The sequence below is a fragment of the Variovorax sp. 10L421 genome, assembly GCF_056395365.1.
On the sequence record NZ_JBFTJJ010000012.1, the window covers coordinates 78,041 to 95,472 of the forward strand.

The following is a 17,432-nucleotide window of genomic DNA, read 5'->3' on the forward strand; positions in this document are numbered from 1 at the left end:
GATGCCGCCAACTTCGCCCTCGCCACGCATCGTCGTGGTCGGCACCGGCCCCGCGGGCGTGCGCGCCGCGCAGGCGCTGGTGCGCGCCGGCGTACGGCCCGTGGTGGTGGACGAAGGCCGGCGCGACGGCGGACAGATCTACCGCCGCCAGCCCGAAGGCTTCAAGCGGCCCTACGCCAAGCTCTACGGCACCGAAGCCGCGAAGGCACAGGCGCTGCACCACGACTTCGACGCGCTGCGCGCCCACATCGACTACCGCGGCGAGACGCTGGCCTGGAACGTGAGCGAGGGCGCGCTGCACGTCGTGCATGCCGGCAAGCCGCAGGTGCTGCCGTTCGATGCCTTGCTGGTCTGCAGCGGCGCAACCGACCGCCTGATGCCCGTGGCGGGCTGGCACCGCGCCGGCTGCTACAGCCTGGGCGCCTCGCAGATCGCGCTGAAGGCGCAGGCCTGCGCCATCGGTTCGCGCGTGGTCTTCATGGGCAGCGGCCCGCTGCTGTATCTCGTGGCGTCGCAGTATGTGCAGGCCGGCGCTCAGGTGGCGGCGGTGCTCGACACCGCGCCGGCCGCCAAGTCCTGGAGTGCCGTGCGCGGGCTGCTCGCGCGGCCGCGGCTGGCGCTGCGCGGGCTCGCGCTGATCCGCGGGCTGCGCAGCGCGGGCGTGTCGGTGCTGCAAGGCGTGGTGCCGCTCGCCATCGACGGCGACGACAGCCGCGGCGTGCAGGCCGTGGCCGTACGCGATGCCCAGGGGCGCGAGCAGCGCTTCGCGTGCGATGCCGTCGGCCTCGGCTGGCACCTGCGCGCAGAGACGCAGCTGGCCGATCTGGCGCGTTGCGAGTTCGACTTCGAACCCGTGAGCCGGCAGTGGCTGCCGCACATCGATGCCGACGGCCGCAGCAGTACGCGCGGCGTGTACCTGGCTGGTGACGGCGTCCGCATCCTCGGTGCCGACGGCGCCGAGGCCGCCGGCCGGCTGGCCGCGCTCGCAGCGCTGGCCGACCTCGGCCACGTGCCGGGCCGCGCGCTCTACGACACGGAGTTCGCCGCGCTGCGCCGCACGCTGGCGCAGATGAACCGCTTTCGCGAAGGCCTCGCGCGCGCCTTTCCGTGGCCGCATGCGCAGGCTGCGGCACTGCCCGACGAGGCGGTCGTGTGCCGCTGCGAAGCCGTGACGGCGGGCGAACTGCGCCGCTGTGTCAACGAGATGGACAGCCACGAAGTCAATCGCGCCAAGGCCTTCAGCCGCGTCGGCATGGGGCGCTGCCAGGGCCGTTTCTGCGGCCATGCGTCGGCCGAGATCGTGGCGCAGGCCAGCGGCGTGCCGGTGCATCTGGTGGGTCGCCTGCGTTCGCAGGCGCCGGTCAAGCCATTGATGATGAATACGCGCGAGGTCAGTCCATGAGCGAAACCACGAACACCGACGTGCTGGTGCTCGGCGGTGGCCTGATGGGCACCACCGCCGCCTTCTTCCTGCGCCGCCAGCACGGCCTGTCGGTCACGCTGCTCGAGCGCGAACTGGTGGGCCGGCAGGCCAGCGGCACCAACTTCGGCAACGTGCGCCGCCAGGGCCGCGTGCTGGCGCAGATGCCGCTGGCCAACCGCGCGCGCGCCGTCTGGGGCCGCGTGAACGAACTGCTCGGCGAAGACCTGGAGTTCGTGCCCTACGGCCACCTGCGCGTTTGCTACACCGAGCAGCAGGCCGTGGTGCTCGAGCAGCACGCGAGAGACGTGAAGCCGCTGGGCCTCGACCTGGAGCTCTTCAGCGCCGCGCAGCTGCGCAAGCGCTGGGGCATCTTCGCGCCCGAGGTGGTGAGCGGTTCGCTGTCGCCGAACGACGGCCATGCCAACCCGCGCCTGGCCGGACCGGCCTTCGCGCGGGCGGCGCGGCGCGCGGGCGCGAACATCGTCGAGCATGCCGAGGTGATGAAGGTCGAGCGTGACGGCGGGGGCTTCGCGGCGCACACCGCGGACGGCCGGCGCTTTCGCGCGCCGCAGCTGCTTGTGGCCTGCGGCGCCTGGTCGAACCGCATGGCCGAGCAGTTCGGCGAGCCCGTGCCGATGGAGGCGCGCGGACCGCAGATGGGCGTGACCGAGCCGCTGCCCTATGCGGTAGGTCCGTCGATCGGCGTCTCCTCGCCGATCGAGCAGGAGGGGCTGTACTTCCGCCAGATCTCGCGCGGCAACATCGTCTTCGGCGGCGGCTTTAAGGGGCCGGCGCACGCCGACCGTATCCGCGCCTACGTCAAGCCCGACAACGTGCTGCGCCAGATGCGCGAACTGCGCCGCGTGGTGCCGGCGTTCGAACACGTGCAGCTGATCCGCGTGTGGAGCGGCATCGAGGGCTACATCGCCGACTGGCAGCCGGTGATGGGACCCAGCGCCCGCGTGCCCGGCCTGCACTACGCCTTCGGCTTCTGCGGCGAGGGCTTCGCGATCAGCCCCGGCGTGGGCGAGACCATGGCCGAGCTGATCGCCACCGGCCGCACGTCGACGCCGATCGAGAGCTTCTCCATCGGGCGCTTTGCGGCGGCTTCGCAGAAACGGGCGGCTTGAAAGAAGCGATCGCCGGCATGACCGGCGATCGCGCCAGACTCAGAGGCCGACCAGCGCCGGCAGGCCGCCGATGTCGGAGATCTCGGTCGTGCCGTAGGCTGGAACACCGGGTTCGTGCTTGCGATTGACGAAAGCCTTGTCCTTGATGCCCACGTCGCGCGCCGACATGTGGTCATAGCGCATCGACGACGACACGTGCAGGAAGTCTTCCGGCTTCGCGTTCAACGAGTCGATCATGTATTCGAAGGCGCGCAGGCGGGGCTTGTAGGCCTTGGCCTGCTGCGCCGTGTAGACCCGGTGGAAGGGCACGCCGAGCAGCTTCACGTTGTGCACGAGCTGCGCGTCCATGGCGTTCGAGATGATGACCAGAGGGATCTTGTCGGCGATCCTGGCCAGGCCCGCGGTCACGTCCGGGTGCGGGCCCCAGGTGGGCACGGCGCTGTAGATTTCCGAGACGTCGGCCTCGCGGAACGGCACGCCCCAGCGGTTGCAGGTGCGCAGGACCGAGTTGTAGACGACGTCGTAGTAGGGCTGCCAGTCGCCCAGCACCTCGTCGAGCCGGTAGGCCGCGAAGTCCTCGCAGAACCGCTCGATGTTTTCCGGACTGACGCGGTCGGCGAAGAGCCTGCGCGCCATCGGTGCCATCTGGAAGTTGGTGAGAGTGCCGTAGCAATCGAAGCTGATGTACTTGGGCCGGAAGACAGTGGTCATGGAAGCTCCTCGTGAATATTCGAATCGCGATATGGGAATGGATCGATGGCAGGCAGGGTGCCTTGGGCGGTCATCATGACGAAGGCGTTGCGATGGCGATGGCCGCCGTGCTCAGCGCCCCGCCTCGACCGCATCGGCCAGCTCGGCCAGCGTGTGGAAGTGATGGTCGGGCACGGTGTGCTTCGACTCGATGGTGCCGCCGGAGCCCTTCTGCGCATGGCGGCGCTCGATCCAGCAGGTGGCAATGCCGAGCTGTTTCGAGATGCCGATGTCGTGGTACTGGCTTTGCGCCACGTGCAGGTTGTCCGCCTGCTTGAACCCCCAAGCGCCTTCGAAGCGGCCGCGGGCGTAGGCGAAATAGCGCGCGTCGGGCTTCTCGCACAGTGCGTCGTCGCAGCCCAGCAGCATGTCGAAGGGCGAGCCCAGGGTCTTGTCGAAATGCGCCAGCGCCCAGGCCTGCGCGTTGGTCATCGTCACCAGCTTGAAGCGCTTGCCGAGCCGCTTCAGCGCTTCCACCGAATCGGGGAACGCCGGCCACCGGGCGACCGAGTCGCGCAGGCCCTTCGCAATGGCATCCGTGTCGGGCAGGCCCAGCGCGGGGGCGATGGCGTGCCAGCAGCGCTCGAGGTCGTCGGGATACCAGCCGGCGCTGCCATCAGCGCGGGCTCGCCGGTAGGCGGCGAGGAAGTCGTCATCACTCACGTCGGCATCGGGCGCCGCGCTGCGCAGGTAGGCGAGCATGCCGCCCTCGAAGTCGATCAGCGTGCCGACGACATCGAAAGTGAGGACCTTGAAATCTTGCAGTGACATGGGAAAGCTCCACGGATGAAGAAAGAGAGTTCATCGAGCATAGGAGCGCTCCCTGCTTGCGCAGGCCCGAACTGGGGCCGCGCTACGGCACAGGATGTCGTTGTCGGCGCCGGGCCGGCATCTTCTTGCGCGGGCGGTTCAGTTCCCGCCGGCGTGGCCCTTGTGTTGCGGCAGGTCGTCCGTGATCGTGAACCACGGAGCCTTCGAGCCGACGAAGATGTGCGCGCTCGGCCGGACGGTGGGCGTGTCGACCAGCGTGCCCAGCGTGACGTGCACGAACTGCCCGCCTCGCACGACCGAGCACAGCAGCGAGCCGCACTTGGCGCAGTGCAGGTCGCCCGCGTCAGGCTTGCCGTAGACCGTGATGCTGTTCTCGCCCTGCGTGATGGCGAACTTGCCGCGCTCGATGCCCGCGAAGGGCTTGAAGGCCGAGCCCGTCGCGCGTCGGCAGTCGGAGCAATGGCAGTTCAGCGCGTAGGCAAACTCATCCGCCACCGAGTAGTGGACCGCGCCGCACAGGCATCTGCCGGCGAGCATGCGCGGCCGGGAGCTCAACCCGCCAGGCCCACGAACACGTTCTGCACGTCGTCGTTCGCGTCGATGGCCGCCAGAAAGGTTTCGACTTCTTCCAGGTCTTCCGCGCTCAGGCTCGCCGGATCGACCGGGTTCTTCGGCTTGTAGCCCAGCTTGGCCGACAGCACGGTGAAGCCCTGGGCCGGCAATGCGCGGCTCACGAGGTCGAGGTCGGTGGGATCGGTCAGGAAGACCGCCGCATGGTCTTCGCCGGCCGGCTCGAAGTCTTGCGCGCCGGCTTCGATGGCGGCCACTTCGGGGTCGGCGTCGGGCCTGGCGGGTTCGGCTTCGATCATGCCGACGTGGTCGAAGTCCCACGACACCGAGCCCGAGGTGCCCAGCTGGCCCTTGCGGAACAGCACGCGCATTTCAGGCGCGGTGCGGTTCACGTTGTCGGTCAGGCACTCGACCATCACCGGCACGCGGTGCGGCGCGAAGCCTTCGTAGATCACGTGCTCGAAATGCACCGCCTCGCCCGTGAGTCCCGCGCCCTTCTTGATGGCGCGGTCGAGCGTTTCCTTGGGCATCGAGACCTTGCGGGCCTGCTCCACGACCAGCCGCAGGCGCGAGTTGGAGGCCGGGTCGGCGCCCGCGCGCGCGGCGATCATGATTTCCTTGGCGAGCTTGCCGAAGAGCCGGCCCTTGGCATTGGCCGCCAGGTCCTTGTGTTTTGCTTTCCATTGGGCGCCCATGTCTGATTCCTCGAATGTGTGTTGCGGCCTTGTCTGGCTCTTTTGCAGAAAGAAGGGCTGGACGACCGGATTGGGGCGACTACTGTAGCCTTCTTCCCATGACCTCTTCACGAGCCACACCGTACTCCACGCCGTTCGAGGCAGGCAACGGCAACCAGACCACCACCTGGGCCGAATGCGTGGCCTTCTACCAGCGGCTGGCCGACCACTTTCCCGGCGTGCTGCACTGGGGCGAGATCGGCGTGTCGGACACCGGCGTTCCCCTTCACGCCGGCGTGGTCACTGCGGACGGCGTGTTCGACCGCGAGACGCTCAAGCAGCAGGGCCGCCCGGTGTTCTTCAACAACAACGGCATCCACCCCGGCGAGCCCGAGGGCATCGACGCCTGCATGGCGCTGGTGCGCGATTTCTGCACCCGGCCCGAGCAGCTCGCGGCGCTGGGCGGCACCGTGTTCCTGTTCATTCCGGTCTACAACGTGGACGGCTGCATCAACCGCCAGGACACCTCGCGCGTGAACCAGCTCGGCCCCGAGTCGTTCGGTTTCCGCGGCAACGGCCGGCACCTCGACCTGAACCGCGACTTCATCAAGTGCGACAGCCTCGCCGCGCAGGTGTTCAACAAGTTCTTCACCGCGTGGGACCCGGACGTGATGGTCGACACCCACACCTCCAACGGCGCAGACTACAGCTACACCATGACGCTGATCCCGACCCAGCCCGACAAGCTGGGCGGCGGGCTGGGACAGTTCCTGCGCGAGAGCATGCTGCCGGCGATCTACGCCGGCATGGACCGGCGCGGCTGGCCAACCTGCCCATACGTGAACCTGCTGGCCGAGACGCCGGACGACGGCATCGAGGATTTCCTCGACCTGCCGCGCTTTTCCACCGGCTATGCCGCGCTGCACCACACCATCGGCTTCATGCCCGAGACCCACATGCTCAAGCCCTTTGCCGACCGCGTGGCTGCCATGCGGACGCTGGTCGAGGTGGTGCTGGAGTTCACCGTGGGGCATGCGGCGCGCATTCAGGAACTGCGCCGCGAGGCCCGGGCCGCAACGGCGCAACAGGCGCGCTGGCCGCTGACATGGCGCAACGACCGCAGCCGGCCGGCGAGCCTGCGCTTCAAGGGCTATCGCGCGGTTCGCACGCCCAGCCGGCTGGGTACTTATGAGCGCCTGGCCTACGACCGCGGCCAGCCTTGGGAGAAGGACATCGTGCACTTCGACCGCTGCGTCGAAGTCGCGTCCGTCGCCGCGCCCAAGGCCTATCTCGTGCCCCGGGCCTGGCGCGAAGTGATCGAGCGGCTGGCGTGGAATGGCGTCGAGTTGCAGCGTCTCGAAGCGGACCGGCTGTTCGATGCGGCGCGCGTGTACCGCATCCGGAGCGTGGCCTCCCGCGCGAACGCCTACGAAGGGCACATGTTCCATGACGAGGTGGTGCTCGCTGCGCACACCGAGCCCTTCCAGGCGCATGCGGGCGACGTGTGGGTGCCGCTGGACCAGGCCAATGCCCGCTACGTGGTCGAGACGCTGGAGCCCGAAGCCCACGACAGCTTCTTCCGCTGGGGCTTCTTCAACAGCGTGCTGGAGAAGAAGGAGAACTTCTCGGCCTACGTCTTCGAGGACACCGCGCTTCGGATGCTGGAGGAAGAACCCGCGCTGAAGCGGCAGTTCGAGCAATGGAAGGTCGATCACCCCGACAAGCTGTCCGATCCGCAAGCGGTACTGGGTTTTCTCTTCGCCCATGGACAGCGCCATGCGGAGCCCGGGTGGCGGCGCTATCCGGTGGTGGCGCTGATGGCTTCCTGAGCGGCGCAGAGCGCGGCAGGAGCAAGTTTCTCCAAGTCCTGGATGCGGGACACCCTTACGCTGCAGTCATTCCACAACGCCCTCGGGCCATCACACATGCATTCCGCCGAATCGTCACGGCAGCAAGCCGGCATCTTTCATCGCCTGCACGCCGGGCCCGACCCATTGGTGCTGGTGAACGCCTGGGACGCCGCCAGCGCGCGCATCGTCGAGCGCGCCGGGGCCACGGCCCTCGGCACCACCAGCGCGGGCATGGCCTGGTCGCTCGGCTACGCGGACGGCGAGCGCATGCCGGCGAGCGAGTTGCTCGCGGCCTGTGCGCGCATCTGCCGCGTGGCGGGCGTGCCGGTGAGCGTCGACATCGAAAGCGGCTTCGGCGACAGCGCGCAGGCGGTGTGCGACGTGGCGGGCGCGCTGATCGACATGGGTGCGGCCGGCATCAACATCGAGGACGGCACGCGGCCGGGCACGCGCGAGCTGGCGTCGCCGGAGGTGCTGTGCGAGCGCATCGCCGCCATCCGCAAGCTGGACGCGCGCTTTTTCATCAACGCGCGCACCGACGCCTACTTCGTGCCTTGGGACGACCCGGCGGCGCGCTTCGAGGAGGCGAAGCGCCGCGCTCGGCTCTACGCGGCGGCGGGCGCCGACGGCATCTTCGTGCCCGGCATGTCCAGCCTCGAAGAAATCGCCGGTATGGCCGGTGCGGTGAGCCTGCCCGTGAACGTGTATGCGGGCTATGCCGGTGCGCCGCCGGCCGAGGGCTTTGCGCGTGCCGGCGCGCGGCGCATCAGCCTCGGCTGCGGCCCGCTGCAGTCGGCGCTGGGGCTGGTCGGCCGCATCGCCAGGGAGGCCTTCGAGCATGGCCGCTTCGGCGCGATGGGCGAGGGCATGCTGTCGGTCGGTGAGATCAACGGGCTCTTCGCCGCCACGCCCTGAGCTCCGCGCCGCAAGGGTGCGTTCGGGTACAGTGGGCGCCCCTTGCCGCAGCCGACCCCGCCCGAACCCGATTCCCCGCACAGCATCCGCCTCGAAGCGGTGACGCTGGTGCGCGGCAGCCAGCATGTCTTCGAGGGGCTGACGCTCCACCTGCAGGAGGCGCGCATCGGCCTGATCGGCGACAACGGGGCGGGCAAGAGCAGCCTGTTCCGCCTGATCAGCGGGCTCGACCAGCCGCAGCAGGGCCGGGTGGTGGTGCATGGCTGCGACACGCAGGCCGACCGCAGGCAGCTGTCGAAGCACGTGGGGCTGATGTTCCAGAACCCCGACGACCAGATCATCTTTCCGACCGTGGCCGAGGAACTGGCCTTCAGCCTCACCGCGCGCGGCGAAACGCGGCAGGCGGCGCGGCAGCAGGCGCGCGACTTTCTCGCGCGGCGCGGGCTCGAGGCCTGGGCCGCTCGCGCGGTGGGCGAGCTGAGCCAGGGCCAGCGCCAGCAGGTTTGCCTGCTGGCCTTGCAGATCAGCGAGCCCGCCACGCTGCTGCTCGACGAGCCCTTCGCCAGCCTCGACCTGCTGAGCCAGGCGCGGCTGGCCGCGCAGCTCGACGCCAGCGATCACCAGATCCTCGTGTCCACGCACCTGCTCGAACACGTCTACGACTTCGAGCGCGTGCTGTGGCTCGAACAGGGCAGGGTGCGCGCCGACGGGCCGGGCCGCGAGGTGTGCGAGGCCTACGCCGAGAACGTGCGCGAGCGCGCCGCATCGGAGCGGGGCCGCCGTGCGTAGCCTCTACTCGGAGCAGCCGACGTGGATGCATGCGATCGCCGCGTGGGTCAAGCTCGCGCTGCTGTCGGTGTGCGGCACGCTGCTGGTGCTGGTCGAACGGCCGGTGCACCTGGCCATCGCCTGTGCGGTGGTGCTGCTGATCTTCGCCTCGCTCGGGCGGCCCGCATGGCGCCGCGTGCGCATGCTGCTCGGCGTGGCGATCGCCGGCGGGATGATCGTCGGCTTCCACTGGGCGATGGGCACGACCCCGCTCGGCGTGGCCAGCGCGCTGCGCCTTGCCAGCGCGGCCACGCTCGCGCTGATGCTCACCCTGACCACGCGCTTCGAAGACCTGCTGGCGGTACTCGAGGCCGTGCTGCACCCGCTGCAGCGCTTCGGTGTGCCGACCGAGCGGATCGCGCTCGGGCTTGGCCTGATGCTGCGCTTCGCCGAGAATTTCTACGTGCAGTGGCAGCGCCTCGACGACGCCTACCGCGCGCGTTCCGGCCACGGCGGCGGCCTGCGGCTGCTGGCACCGCTGACCATCCGCACGCTGCAGACGGCGGAGCGCGTGGCCGATGCGCTGGCCGCGCGGCTCGGGCGCTGAACTCCAGTCCTATTCCTCGAAAGCGATCGCCATGACCACCACCACAGGCTCCCTCACTTCGTCCCGCTCGCTCTCCTACATCGCTCTGTTCGCGGCGCTGATGGCGGTGTTCGGCCTGATCCCGAAGATCGACCTGCCGTTCGGCGTGCCGATCACGCTGCAGTCGCTGGGCGTGATGCTGGCGGGCTGCCTGCTGGGGCCGCGCCGCGGCTTCCTGGCCATCGCGCTGTTCCTGCTCGCGGTGGCGCTGGGCCTGCCGTTGCTGCCCGGCGGCCGAGGCGGCCTGAGCGTGTTCGTGGGGCCGACGTCGGGCTTCCTGTTCGGCTGGATGTTCGGCGCCTTCGCCTGCGGCCTGCTGATGCGCCTGGCGGTGCGCCGCATGGCTGGCGCCACGGGCCTGCCCCTGCTGGCGGCGGCCTTCCTGTCGTCGGTGGTCGGCGGCATCTTCGTGATCTATGCCTTCGGCATCGTCGGGCTGTCGTGGGTGGCCCACATGCCGCTGCCGAAAGCGGCGCTGGCCATGCTGGTCTTCATTCCCGGCGACCTGATCAAGTGCGGCCTCTGCGCGATGCTCGTGCAGACCGTGATGCGCGGCATGCCGGGCTGGCGGCTCGACCGCGACTGACCGGTCGATCTAGCCGCTGCGCCGTGTGAAGACGGTGGCCGAGAGATAGTCCTTGCGCGGGCCGCGCACCGCGTGGCGGATCGTGAAGGAGCCGTCCGGCAGAAAGCGGTAGCCGCTGTCGTAGGTGTCGGGCGTGCACAGGTGAGTGGCCGACCCCGCGAGCACATCGCCGTCGCGCACGATGCCGATGGCATGGAACAGGCGCGTCGGGCTCTCGGCAAAGTGCACCGCGAAGCCACCGGGAGTGCGCTCGAAGAAGTATTCGCGATGCCCGTCGAACTCCTTGCCGTCGGCCAGCCGGATCCGGCCCTCTTCGCGGTACTTCAGCATTCCAGCCTCGAGCGGCGTGAACACCGCGACGCCGCTCATGGAGGCCTGGTCCTCGATGGTCCGCTCCAGGTCCCACGCGCCTGCCAGCCCGTCGAAGACGGTGTCCGCAGTGCCCCAGGCCGCCAGGGGTGGGAGGGGTGGAAGAGGGGGGGCGGGCTCGCGCATGCAAAGACTCTACGGCAAGCCGCGATCTCCTCCGGAAACGGGTGATTGTTTCCAACGTGTGAACGCCGTGGTTCTGTTTGCTAAGGGTTTTTACTTAGATAACGGCGCACAATTCATCTCACAGACCGGCCCCAAGCCGATCTGGGTGAACAGGGCCCCGAGCGAGGTGGCCGCCCCCCGACGGGGCGGTGACCCACCCAAGACCGGTTCGAAATCATCCAAGTGCAAAAGAACTGAAACGAATTGAAGGACATCCAAATGACCGCCTCGAAGCTCCTCTCCGCTATCTCCATCGCCCTGCTGGCCGCTGCCGGCGCCGCTCACGCTGAATCGTACGAAGGCGTGCACCAGCTGACCTCGGCCGCCAGCCGCGCCGACGTCGCCGGCCAGGCCGTGGTTGCTGCCCACAGCGCCAACCCCTACGCCACCGGTGCCGATGCCGGCCCGGCCCGCGCGATCGTCTCGACCGTCAGCCGCGCCGCCGTTCGCGCCGATGCCGTGGCCGCTGCGCACAGCGCCGATCCGTATGCCGAAGGCGCTTCCGCCGTTGCGGCACCGGTCTTGGCCAGCACGGTGGACCGCGCCGCGGTGCGTGCCGCCGCCCGCGCTGCAGCCCGCGGCGACAGCCTGCCGCTGTAATCCGCCGCGGCAGCCTCCCGCCTGGCGAAAGACAGAAACCGGGCCATGCGTTTGCATGGCCCGGTTTTTTTGGCCGGCTCAGCCCGAAGGCAGTTCCCGCAGCGCCGCCACGAGGAAGGGCGGGCCGCCGGGCAGCGCCGCGTCGTGCAGCGTGATGAACCATTGCGTCGCGCCTTCGTGCGCTGGGCCCGCGCGCAGCGTCCACGCATAGACCCGCCGGCTGCCGCGCGCATCGTCGGTGGCTTCGCAATGCGCCACCGTTTCGCCGCGGCACTCGTCGACCAGCACGGCGTGGCCGTCGGGGTCGTGGCGGATCGCGCGCTGCATCAGGCGCACGCGGATGCGCTCCGGCGCCGCGGTGCGTTCGCCGTCCCGCGCGGGCGGCACTGTCGCGCGCAGGCGCTGGTCCAGCGGCATGTCCGCGCGGAAGCCTTCGCCGCGTTCGAGCGACATGTTTTCGAGTGCCACGCGCACGCGGCGGCGCTCGCGCAGCGTGGTCACGAGGAACATCACCGTCGACGCCGAGAAGATGCCGGAGAACGGCAGCCCCACCAGCAGCCAGAGCCACTGCCAGCCGCCGCGCAGCGACCACGTGATGGCCTGGAAGCCGAACGCGGCCATGAAGGCCAGCACCGCCAGCGCGACCAGCCATGCGATCCGGTCGGAGAACGGCTTCTGCATGCGCTCGGTGGCCTGCGGCGCGTCGGAGCACCATTCGGTGGGCACGTGTTCGTCGAAAGGCGGCAGCCCGGCCACGCGAGGGTGGGCGATCAGGTCGATGGAAGGATGGCGCTGCGGCATGAAGAGCCGCCGAGCATAGCCAGCCGCAGGGGGCCGCGTTGCATTGCCTTGTCCTGGCGCATCCTTCATGATGGCGCGGCGCGGAAGGGGTGGCCGCAGGGGCTCATGCTTTCGCATTACTGCGCCGTCCTGGTGCGGTGGGCGAAAATAAACCGCTCCCGCCAACAGACAAACAAGAAAGCACGATTCGTCGCCGCCGATGCGGCAACCCAACACGCATGGCCCTCACTCTCGATCCCGAAGACACACGCGGACGCATCCACGATCTTGTGTGGAGCGGCTTCCATCCCGATGCCGACGTCGAATGGATGATCACCGACGAGTACCTCGATCCGGATGAGCTCTCCGCCGAGGACCGTGCCTGGGTGAAGGCCGAGGCCGCACGCGCCTGCGCCGCCAAGCGCGCGGCTGAATCCGGGTGGCCCGCGCAGACCGAATACGACCGGCTCGAAGCGGTATTCGCGCAGCTGCGCGGCGAGAAGATCATTGCGCTGCATCGCGCGGGCAACACGCTGGCCGACGGCCACGACGACGTGCGCGAGCAGTGGCGCGCCGCGGGGCGGCTGGCCTCGGGCGTTCGCGGCTGCTGCTTCTATCACTCGCAGGACCTCGACACCGCGGTGCGCACCGGCCGCCTGCGCCTGGCCTTCAGCGGCGGCATGATCCCCGAGATCGAACAGCGCGAAGCCAACACCGTGGTGGTGGGCCACCGCATCGTGGAGTTGCTGCGCGCGGCCGGCTTTGGCGCGCATTGGAGCGGCAACGTCGACGAGCGCATCGAAGCCGACCTCGGCCAATGGCGCAAGCGGAGCCCCGGCGCGTGAGCGTGATGACGCCATACCCAACCGAATAGCCCCTCGCGCGACGGCTTCGGCGGTTCGCGCCATGATCGCGCCATGATTCCGTTATCGATCCTCGACCTTTCCCCGATCACCGAAGGCAGCGACGCCGCGCAGTCGTTCCGCAACTCGATCTCGCTGGCGCAGCATGGCGAGAAGCTGGGCTACACGCGCTACTGGCTGGCCGAGCACCACGGCATGCCGGGCATCGCGAGCGCGGCCACTGCGGTGCTGCTGTCGTATGTGGGGGCGGGCACGTCGACCATCCGCATCGGCGCCGGCGGCGTGATGCTGCCGAACCATTCGCCGCTCGTGATCGCCGAGCAGTTCGGCACGCTGGAGTCGCTGTACCCGGGGCGCATCGACCTCGGCCTCGGGCGCGCACCGGGCTCCGACCAGCGCACCGCGCGGGCCTTGCGGCGCAACCTCGAATCGGACGCGGACCAGTTTCCGCAGGACGTGATCGAGCTGATGGACTTCATGTCGAAGACGCCGCAGCAGCCGGTGCGTGCCGTGCCCGGCGCGGGGCTCGAGGTGCCGGTGTGGATCCTCGGTTCGAGCACCTTCGGCGCGCAGCTCGCGGCGCACCTGGGCCTGCCCTACGCCTTTGCCTCGCACTTCGCGCCGCAGCAGATCATGCAGGCCATCCAGATCTATCGCGAGACCTTCAAACCCTCGGCGCAGCTGCAGAAGCCGTACGTGATGCTGGGCTTCAACGTGTTCGCGGCCGACACCGATGCCGAAGCCGAGTTCCGCGCCACCTCGTGGCAGCAGGCTTTCGTGAACCTGCGCAGCGGCCGGCCGGGGCGCCTGCCGCCGCCGGTGGAAAACTACCGCCAGAAGGTCGGGCCGGCGGAGAACGCATTGCTCGACTCCGTGCTCTCGTGCTCGGCGGTCGGTTCGGTCGACACGGTGAAGAAGGGCGTGGAAGCCTTCGTCGCGCGCACCGGCGCGGACGAACTCATGATCACCTCGCAGGTGTTCGACCACGTCGCCCGGCTGCGCTCCTACGAGCTGCTGGCCGAGGCGTTCGGGCAGACGAAGCGGTAGCTGCGGTCAAGCTGCCCGCTTGCGGGCTTCCTCGTCGACGAGATCCTTCTTCGAGAGCTTGCCCACGGGTGTCTTGGGCAGCTCGGCGCGGATCTCCAGCGCGCCGATCATCTCGTGCTTGCCGAGGCGGTTCTTCAGGAAGATCTTGAGTTCGTCGAGCGTCAGCTCGGGCGCGCCTTCCTTCAGCTTCACGAAGGCCTTGGGCGACTGGCCGCGGTACTCGTCGGGGATGCCGATCACGCAGACCTCGGCCACCGAGGGATGCTCGTACACCGCCTCTTCCAGCACGCGCGGATAGACGTTGTAGCCGCCGCAAAGCAGCATGTCCTTGGTGCGGTCGACGATGTAGATGTAGCCGTCGGAATCCATCATCGCCACGTCGCCGCTGCGGAAGTAGCCGTCGGCCGTCATCGACTCGGCCGTGGCCTTGGGATTGTTCCAGTAGCCCTTCATCACGTTCGGGCCCTTGATGCAGAGCTCGCCAGCCTCGCCGAAGGCGGTGACGTCCTTCGAGGGATCGTCCAGGCTCACGAGCTTGATGCGCACCTGCGGCAGCGGCATGCCGCACGAGCCTGCCTTGCGCAGGCCGCGTGCGGGCGTGAAGGTGCCCACGGGCGAGGTCTCGGTCATGCCCCAGCCCTCGTTGAGGTGGCAGCCGGTGAGCTCGAAGAAGCGCTGCTCCACTTCCACCGGCAGCGGCGCGCCGCCGGAGCCGCAGAACTTGAGCGAGCGCAGGTCCATCTCCTTCGCCTTGGGGTGCGAGAGGATGGCGGTGTACATCGTCGGCACGCCGGGGAACACGCTGATCCGGCTGGCGGCGAGCTCGTCCATCACCGCGTCGACGTCGAAGCGCGTGTGCAGCACCAGCGCCGCGCCCAGGCGCACGCCGAGCAGCATCGCGGCGCTGAGCGCGAAGATGTGGAAGAGCGGCAGCACCACCAGGAAGCGCTCGGTGCCCTCGGCCAGGATGGGCGGATCGCCCTTGGTCGACTCGTAGTACTGCGCCGAGGCCGACGTGAGATTGGCGTGCGTGAGCATCGCGCCCTTGGGCAGGCCGGTGGTGCCGCCGGTGTACTGGAGCACCACGATCTCTTCGGCGAGGTCGCCCAGCGGATAGGCCTTGTGGGCGCCTTCGCTCCTGAGCAGGTCGGTGAAGCGCACGTGCCGGTCGTCCACGGGCACGGGGGCGATCTGGCCGGCGCCCTGCAGCTGGGCCTGCACCTTGTCGCCCATGGCGCCGTAGTCGCCGAGGCTGCCGACCACCAGCGTCTTCAGGCGGGAGTTGTCGAGCAGGCGCGCCATCTGCGGGTAGAGGTTGACGAGGTCGAGCGTGATGAGGATGTCGGTGCGGCTGTCCTCGATCTTGTGGGCCAGCACGCGCTCGGCGTCGAGCGGCGAATAGTTCACCACCGTGCCGCCGGCTTTCAGCACGGCGAAGAAGGCGATCGGGTAGTGCGGCGTGTTCGGCAGGTAGAGGCCCACGTGCACGCCGGGCTTCACGCCCAGGTCCTGCAGGCCCTTGGCGGCACGCTCGACGGCGGCGCCGAGTTCGCGGTAGGTGATGACCTGGCCCATGAACTCGACGGCGGAGCGCTCGGGCCAGCGCTCGACGGCCTCGTCGAGCATCTGCTGCACCGGCTTCACGGGCAGCTCGGCGTCCCAGCGCATGCCCGCGGGGTAGGCGCGTGTCCAGGGGAGGGTGTCGCCGGAATTCGAGGCGGTGGAAGGTGTGGCCATGCGTCTTGTCTCCGCTTGCGGTGGTCTCGTGAATGGCGTGGCGGGTCTTGCTGCCGCCTTCGTCCGGAATCACTTTAGCGCCGGCCCTCCCGTCGATGGCCCGTGCGCTGACAAACCGGCGACACGGGTTTTCCCGATTTCCCACACGCCGGAAGCCCCTTCGACGGGGCTGGGACAATAGGGGGCTTATGGCAAAGCATCGGATCGTTGTGGGACTGAGTGGCGGAGTGGACTCCGCGGTGACGGCGCACCTGCTCAAGCAGCAGGGGCACGAGGTGGTCGGCATCTTCATGAAGAACTGGGAAGACGACGACGACAGCGAATACTGCTCGTCGAACATCGACTTCGTGGACGCCGCCAGCGTGGCCGACGTGCTGGGCATCGAGATCGAGCACGTCAACTTCGCGGCCGACTACAAGGACCGCGTGTTCGCCGAGTTCCTGCGCGAATACAAGGCCGGCCGCACGCCGAACCCCGACGTGCTGTGCAACGCCGAGATCAAGTTCAAGGCCTTCCTCGACCATGCCATGCGGCTCGGTGCCGAGAAGATCGCGACCGGGCACTATGCGCGCGTGCGCCTGAACGAGGGCACCGGCAAGCACGAACTGCTCAAGGGGCTCGATCCGTCGAAGGACCAGAGCTACTTCCTGCACCGCCTGAACCAGGCGCAGCTGTCGAAGACGCTGTTCCCGGTCGGCGAACTGCACAAGACCGAGGTGCGCCGCATCGCGGAAGAGATCGGCCTGCCCAACGCGAAGAAGAAGGACTCGACCGGCATCTGCTTCATCGGCGAACGGCCGTTCCGCGAGTTCCTCAACCGCTACATCTCCAAGGAGCCCGGCCCCATCAAGGACGACCGCGGCCGCAAGCTGGGCGAGCACCAGGGGCTGAGCTTCTACACGCTGGGGCAGCGGCAGGGGCTGGGCATCGGCGGCGTGAAGGAGAGGGGCGCACAGCGCGGCTCGGGCGACCATTCGCCGTGGTTCGTGGCGCGCAAGGACGTCGAGAAGAACACGCTGTGGGTGGTGCAGGGGCACGACCATCCGTGGCTGCTGTCGTCGGCGCTGAAGGCGGACGATGCGAGCTGGGTCTCCGGCGAGCCGCCGGCGCCGGGCAGCTACGGCTCGAAGGCGCGCTACCGGCAGGCCGATGCGGCCTGCGAAATGGATGCCGGGGAAGACTCCGGCGCCGCCTTCGCCTTGCGCTTCGGTGAGCCGCAATGGGCCGTCACGCCTGGGCAGTCGGCCGTGCTCTACGACGGTGAACGCTGCCTTGGCGGCGGCGTCATCGTCTGACTCAGGGCGCCGAGCGCACCGATTCGTCGACGTGGACCACGTCCAGCGGGTGGCGCTTGCCCGCCAGATGGTCTTCGATGCACTGCAGCAGCAGCGGGCTGCGGTGCCGCGCCACGCTGGCGCGGATTTCATCCGCCGTCATCCAGACGGTGCGCACGATGCCTTCATCGAGCGGGCGGCCTTCTTCGAACGCGCCCAGCGTGCCCGCGAAGGCGAAGCGCATGTAGGTGGTGTCTTCGCCCCGTTCGGCCAGCGGCCGGGAGCGCGCCATGTAGACGCCGATGAGCGCCGTTGGCGTGAAATGATGGGCGGTTTCCTCGAGGGTTTCGCGCACGCAGCCCTCGGCCGGGGATTCGCCGGGGTCGAGGTGCCCCGCGGGCGTGTTGAGCCGCAGGCCATCGGCAGTCTGCTCCTCGACCAGCAGGAAGCGCCCGTCGCGCTCGATCACCGCGGCCACGGTGACGTTGGGTTTCCAGCGCGGGCCTGCTGCCAT

The 17,432-nt window shown here is 69.0% G+C and carries 19 protein-coding genes; 11 read left to right on the forward strand and 8 right to left on the reverse strand.

Annotated features, from left to right (window positions below):
- The first annotated feature begins 1 nt into the window (after nt 1).
- The gene (locus tag AC1DFC_RS17080; protein ID WP_478179643.1) at nt 2–1,402 is read left to right on the forward strand and encodes an FAD/NAD(P)-dependent oxidoreductase; all 1,401 of its coding nucleotides are present in this window, start codon (nt 2–4) and stop codon (nt 1,400–1,402) included.
- The gene (locus tag AC1DFC_RS17085) at nt 1,399–2,553 is read left to right on the forward strand and encodes an NAD(P)/FAD-dependent oxidoreductase (RefSeq protein WP_007828479.1); all 1,155 of its coding nucleotides are present in this window, start codon (nt 1,399–1,401) and stop codon (nt 2,551–2,553) included. The genes AC1DFC_RS17080 and AC1DFC_RS17085 overlap by 4 nt, the downstream gene beginning before the upstream one ends.
- A gap of 39 nt (nt 2,554–2,592) precedes the next feature.
- Here AC1DFC_RS17085 and AC1DFC_RS17090 read toward each other — a convergent pair whose 3' ends face one another.
- The 4 genes from AC1DFC_RS17090 to AC1DFC_RS17105 all read right to left on the reverse strand — a co-directional run bounded on the left by AC1DFC_RS17090 (nt 2,593) and on the right by AC1DFC_RS17105 (nt 5,339).
- Nucleotides 2,593–3,264 carry a haloacid dehalogenase type II gene (locus tag AC1DFC_RS17090; RefSeq protein WP_478179644.1) on the reverse strand — a complete coding sequence of 224 codons (672 nt, stop codon included), beginning with the start codon at nt 3,262–3,264 and terminating at the stop codon, nt 2,593–2,595.
- A 111-nt stretch (nt 3,265–3,375) separates the two neighbouring features.
- Nucleotides 3,376–4,074, reverse strand: coding sequence for an HAD-IA family hydrolase (locus AC1DFC_RS17095; RefSeq protein ID WP_478179645.1), 699 nt, complete (start codon nt 4,072–4,074; stop codon nt 3,376–3,378).
- A gap of 138 nt (nt 4,075–4,212) precedes the next feature.
- Nucleotides 4,213–4,611, reverse strand: a complete 399-nt coding sequence (locus AC1DFC_RS17100; RefSeq protein WP_007828473.1) for a GFA family protein — start codon at nt 4,609–4,611, stop codon at nt 4,213–4,215.
- A 14-nt stretch (nt 4,612–4,625) separates the two neighbouring features.
- Nucleotides 4,626–5,339, reverse strand: coding sequence for a YebC/PmpR family DNA-binding transcriptional regulator (locus tag AC1DFC_RS17105; protein WP_478179646.1), 714 nt, complete (start codon nt 5,337–5,339; stop codon nt 4,626–4,628).
- Nucleotides 5,340–5,437: 98 nt separating this feature from the next.
- On the opposite strand from AC1DFC_RS17105, the gene AC1DFC_RS17110 reads away from it, so the two are divergent.
- The 5 genes from AC1DFC_RS17110 (at nt 5,438) to AC1DFC_RS17130 (ending at nt 10,083) form a co-directional block, all read left to right on the forward strand.
- A complete protein-coding gene (locus AC1DFC_RS17110; RefSeq protein ID WP_478179647.1) occupies nt 5,438–7,147 on the forward strand; it encodes a M14 family zinc carboxypeptidase in 1,710 nt (569 codons plus the stop codon).
- Nucleotides 7,148–7,243: 96 nt separating this feature from the next.
- Nucleotides 7,244–8,083 carry an isocitrate lyase/PEP mutase family protein gene (locus AC1DFC_RS17115; protein WP_413312410.1) on the forward strand — a complete coding sequence of 280 codons (840 nt, stop codon included), beginning with the start codon at nt 7,244–7,246 and terminating at the stop codon, nt 8,081–8,083.
- Between the two features lie 42 nt (nt 8,084–8,125).
- Nucleotides 8,126–8,872, forward strand: a complete 747-nt coding sequence (locus tag AC1DFC_RS17120) for an energy-coupling factor ABC transporter ATP-binding protein (RefSeq protein WP_007828457.1) — start codon at nt 8,126–8,128, stop codon at nt 8,870–8,872.
- Entirely contained in the window at nt 8,865–9,458 is a 594-nt protein-coding gene (locus AC1DFC_RS17125) for an energy-coupling factor transporter transmembrane component T family protein (protein ID WP_478179648.1), read from the forward strand. Before AC1DFC_RS17120 ends, AC1DFC_RS17125 begins: the two co-directional genes overlap by 8 nt.
- Before the next feature lie 31 nt (nt 9,459–9,489).
- A complete protein-coding gene (locus tag AC1DFC_RS17130) occupies nt 9,490–10,083 on the forward strand; it encodes a biotin transporter BioY (protein WP_042672653.1) in 594 nt (197 codons plus the stop codon).
- Nucleotides 10,084–10,092: 9 nt separating this feature from the next.
- Here AC1DFC_RS17130 and AC1DFC_RS17135 read toward each other — a convergent pair whose 3' ends face one another.
- On the reverse strand, nt 10,093–10,578 hold the full coding sequence (locus AC1DFC_RS17135) for a DUF6314 family protein (RefSeq protein WP_478179649.1): 486 nt from the start codon (nt 10,576–10,578) through the stop codon (nt 10,093–10,095).
- 258 nt (nt 10,579–10,836) lie between these two features.
- Between AC1DFC_RS17135 and AC1DFC_RS17140 the strand changes: the two genes are divergently transcribed.
- Nucleotides 10,837–11,217, forward strand: coding sequence for a hypothetical protein (locus tag AC1DFC_RS17140; protein WP_007828449.1), 381 nt, complete (start codon nt 10,837–10,839; stop codon nt 11,215–11,217).
- A gap of 78 nt (nt 11,218–11,295) precedes the next feature.
- On the opposite strand, the gene AC1DFC_RS17145 is transcribed toward AC1DFC_RS17140, so the two are convergent.
- Nucleotides 11,296–12,018, reverse strand: a complete 723-nt coding sequence (locus AC1DFC_RS17145) for a hypothetical protein (RefSeq protein ID WP_478179650.1) — start codon at nt 12,016–12,018, stop codon at nt 11,296–11,298.
- A gap of 218 nt (nt 12,019–12,236) precedes the next feature.
- Here AC1DFC_RS17145 and AC1DFC_RS17150 point away from each other — a divergent pair, with 218 nt between their 5' ends.
- Together AC1DFC_RS17150 and AC1DFC_RS17155 are read left to right on the forward strand one after the other, a co-directional pair.
- Complete coding sequence (locus AC1DFC_RS17150; protein WP_007828446.1) at nt 12,237–12,842, forward strand: DUF6891 domain-containing protein; 606 nt, start codon at nt 12,237–12,239, stop codon at nt 12,840–12,842.
- Nucleotides 12,843–12,914: 72 nt separating this feature from the next.
- Nucleotides 12,915–13,907, forward strand: coding sequence for an LLM class flavin-dependent oxidoreductase (locus AC1DFC_RS17155; RefSeq protein WP_478179651.1), 993 nt, complete (start codon nt 12,915–12,917; stop codon nt 13,905–13,907).
- 6 nt (nt 13,908–13,913) lie between these two features.
- On the opposite strand, the gene AC1DFC_RS17160 is transcribed toward AC1DFC_RS17155, so the two are convergent.
- Complete coding sequence (locus AC1DFC_RS17160) at nt 13,914–15,644, reverse strand: long-chain-fatty-acid--CoA ligase (protein WP_478179652.1); 1,731 nt, start codon at nt 15,642–15,644, stop codon at nt 13,914–13,916.
- 188 nt (nt 15,645–15,832) lie between these two features.
- Here AC1DFC_RS17160 and mnmA point away from each other — a divergent pair, with 188 nt between their 5' ends.
- Nucleotides 15,833–16,939, forward strand: coding sequence for a tRNA 2-thiouridine(34) synthase MnmA (gene mnmA, locus AC1DFC_RS17165; RefSeq protein ID WP_413331811.1), 1,107 nt, complete (start codon nt 15,833–15,835; stop codon nt 16,937–16,939).
- Between the two features lies 1 nt (nt 16,940).
- Here the strand turns inward: mnmA and AC1DFC_RS17170 are convergent, their stop codons facing one another.
- Nucleotides 16,941–17,432, reverse strand: coding sequence for an NUDIX hydrolase (locus AC1DFC_RS17170; protein ID WP_413331812.1), 492 nt, complete (start codon nt 17,430–17,432; stop codon nt 16,941–16,943).